Annotated in this window: 4 protein-coding genes; 3 read left to right on the top strand and 1 reads right to left on the bottom strand. The window is 61.7% G+C overall.

Features of this window, described 5'->3' with window-relative positions; genetic code table 11:
* Window positions 1-197, bottom strand: a 197-nt coding sequence (locus tag AC1DWI_RS18105; RefSeq protein ID WP_477725367.1) for an SDR family NAD(P)-dependent oxidoreductase, incomplete at its 3' end; no start/stop codon positions are given.
* A gap of 123 nt (window positions 198-320) precedes the next feature.
* Between AC1DWI_RS18105 and AC1DWI_RS18100 the strand changes: the two genes are divergently transcribed.
* The 3 genes from AC1DWI_RS18100 to dctP form a co-directional block, all read left to right on the top strand.
* Window positions 321-1070, top strand: coding sequence for a FadR/GntR family transcriptional regulator (locus AC1DWI_RS18100; protein WP_477725366.1), 750 nt, complete (start codon window positions 321-323; stop codon window positions 1068-1070).
* Between the two features lie 73 nt (window positions 1071-1143).
* Window positions 1144-2109 (top strand): tripartite tricarboxylate transporter substrate binding protein, encoded by a 966-nt coding sequence (locus AC1DWI_RS18095; RefSeq protein WP_477668478.1) that lies wholly within the window; start codon window positions 1144-1146, stop codon window positions 2107-2109.
* 254 nt (window positions 2110-2363) lie between these two features.
* Window positions 2364-3004 (top strand): TRAP transporter substrate-binding protein DctP (gene dctP / locus AC1DWI_RS18090; protein ID WP_477725365.1); only part of this gene is annotated, 641 nt, incomplete at its 3' end.

Genomic DNA, 3004 nt, shown 5'->3' with positions numbered 1-3004 from the left:
TTCTGGATCGCCGCCTTGTCCAGCACGTCCAGGGGCAGCGCCGTGATGTTGGCCGCCCCTTTGTAGCTTTCCAGCAGCTCGGGCTTCAGGTCGGTGGCCCAGACCTGCGCGCCTTCGGCCGCCAGCGCCAGCGCAGTGGCATGGCCGATTCCCTGGCCGGCTGCGGTCACCAGCGCTTTTTTTCCTTCAAGTCTCATCTTCACTCCTACAGGGTTTTGCCGGATGTTGTCCCGGGGGTTTCATGGGATTATCAATTGGTCTTACCACTTGTCCAATTCTGGCTAACCCTTAAAGCCCCCACCTTTTCATCCTTTTCMCCCATGCCCCTGCAAACTGTCGAACCGCAACGCCTYTACCGCCAGATCGCCGASCAGYTGCGCACGCTGATCKCGGMSGGCGAATKSGCCGTGGGCGCACGTCTCCCCGCCGAGCGCGACCTGGCACGGCAGTTGGGCGTGAGCCGGCCTTCGGTGCGCGAAGCGCTGATCGCGATGGAGGTCGAAGGCTGGGTCGAAGTACGCACCGGCTCGGGTGTCTATGTTCTGGACCGAAGCAAGCCCGCCAGCCACGACGGCAATGGAAGTGGCCGGGCCGCGCAGATCTCGCCGGACGAATGGGGTCCTCTTGAATTGATACGCGCCCGCCGCGTGGTGGAAGGCGAAGTCGCCGCCATGGCCGCGACCCAGGCCAAGCGCAAACACATAGACGCGATGGACAAGGCCATCGCCAGCATGCAGTTTGACGCTGACCGCGGCGTGCTGCCGCTGGAAGGCGACCGCGCTTTTCATACCGCCGTCGTCGAGTCTTGCGGCAACGTGGTGCTGATTGAAACCATCCAGCGCTTCTGGGACTCGCGCCGCGGCCCGTTGTTCGAGCGGCTGGGCGGGCATTTTGAAACCGTTGAATCGTGGCGCTCGGCGATTGCCGAGCATCAGGCCATTTTTGATGCGGTGCGCAACCATGAACCGGATGCCGCGCGTGCAGCCATGCATGCACACATGGACCAGTCGCACAAGCGTTTCAGCGTGAGCTGGAGCCGGACCAAAAACCAGGAGGTGCAGAAGAAATGACTCGTCACGATTTCTTTCAGCACCCACCTCACCCCGGATTTCCCTTCCAACTAAAAACGAAAGCGAGACAAGCATGAAGTTTCTGACACCGCGCAAATTGCTGGCGACAGCCCTCCTGGCGCTCACCAGCCTCTGCGGCAACAGCTGGGCGCAGGCCTACCCGAACAAGCCCATTGAAGTGATGGTGGCCTTCCAGCCTGGCGGCGGCACGGACTCGCTGGCGCGCGCCTATGCCGAAGCCGCCAAAAAATACACCACGCAATCGCTGGTGGTCTACAACAAACCCGGCGCCAGCGGCGCTATTGGCCTGGCCGACGTGGTCAACGCCAAGCCCGACGGCTACAAGATTGCCATGCTGTTTGTGGAGGTAACCATCCTGCCGCACATGGGCATCACCAAGATCACGCAGGACGACTTCATCCCGATTGCCCGCCTGAATGCCGACCCGGCTGCCATCACCGTGAAAGCGGACTCGCCCTACAACACGATTGAAGAGTTCCTCGCCGCCGCCAAAAAGACCGGCAGCGACGTGAAGGTCGGCAACGCCGGCAATGGCTCGATCTGGCACCTGGCGGCCGCCTCGCTGGAAGAAAAAACCGGCGCCAGGTTCAACCACATCCCCTACCAGGGCGCCGGCCCCGCCGTGCTGGCCCTGCTGGGTGGTCATGTGGACGCGGTAGGTGTGAGCCCGGCTGAGGTTGCCGTGCATGTGGCGGCCGGCAAGCTGAAGATTTTGGGTGTGATGGCCGACCAGCGCGTCAAGGGTTTTGAGAACGTGCCCACCCTCAAGGAACGCAACATCGACCTGTCCATCGGCACCTGGCGCGGCCTGGGCGTGGCCAAAGGCACACCGCCTGAAGTCGTGGAAACCATCCGGACTTTCAGCAAGAAGGCGGCCGAAGAGCCCATCATGCGCGAAGTGATGGACAAGCTGAACCTGGGCTACGCCTATGCCGACGGCCCCGCCTTCAAGGCGCAAATGGTGCGCGACAACGACAACTTCAAACAACTCGTGACCAAGCTCAACCTGAAGAACTGAGCAATGAGCCTGTTCAATGTCTAAACGAGGCCGCGCAAGCACCTTCTCGGGATGGGATGCAAGGCGCGGTGCGACGCCCATAGCCCGGCTATGGGCTAGCGCCGCAACGACGCAGACCGCCCGAGAAGGCATTTGCCCAACGCGGCCTCGTTTAGACATTGAACGGGCTCTTAGACCCCAGGCTTCACGACGGTGCGCGCTGGCGCGCATCGTCGATTTCCTTTCTGCCAGCAACCACCCTTCGAGGAGACAACATGAACGCATTCAATACAAAAAGATTCGCTATCAAAACCATAGCTGCTTGCGCCCTACTGGCAGGCACTGTGGGCTTTTCCGGCATCGCATCGGCGCAGACCAAGCTGAAATGGGCGCACGTCTACGAAACCTCCGAGGCCTACCACAAGTGGTCGGTCTGGGCAGCCGACGAAATCAAGAAACGCACCAGCGGCCGCTACGAGATTCAGGTGTTCCCGGCTTCCACGCTGGGCAAGGAAAGCGACATCAACCAGGGCCTGCAGCTGGGCACCGTCGACATCATCATCTCGGGCGCATCGTTTGCGGCCCGAAGCTTTCCGCGGATCGGCGTGGCCTACTACCCCTACACCTTCCGCGACCCGGAGCACCTGCTGAAATACGCGAAGAGCGATGTCTTCAAGGAACTGACCGAAGGCTACAAACAGAAGACCGGCGTGCAAACCGTCGCCGTCACCTACTACGGCGCGCGCCACTCCACCAGCAACAAGCCCTTCAAGACCTGTGAAGAGATGAAGGGCCTGAAAATGCGGGTGCCCGACGTGCCGGCCTACATGGCCCTGCCTCGCGCCTGCGGCGCCAACCCGACGCCGATCGCCTTTGCCGAGGTTTACCTGGCGCTGCAAAACGGCACGGTCGATGC

Source organism: Polaromonas sp. P3_C2, assembly GCF_056402675.1.
This window is presented reverse-complemented; position numbering and strand designations above follow the sequence as displayed.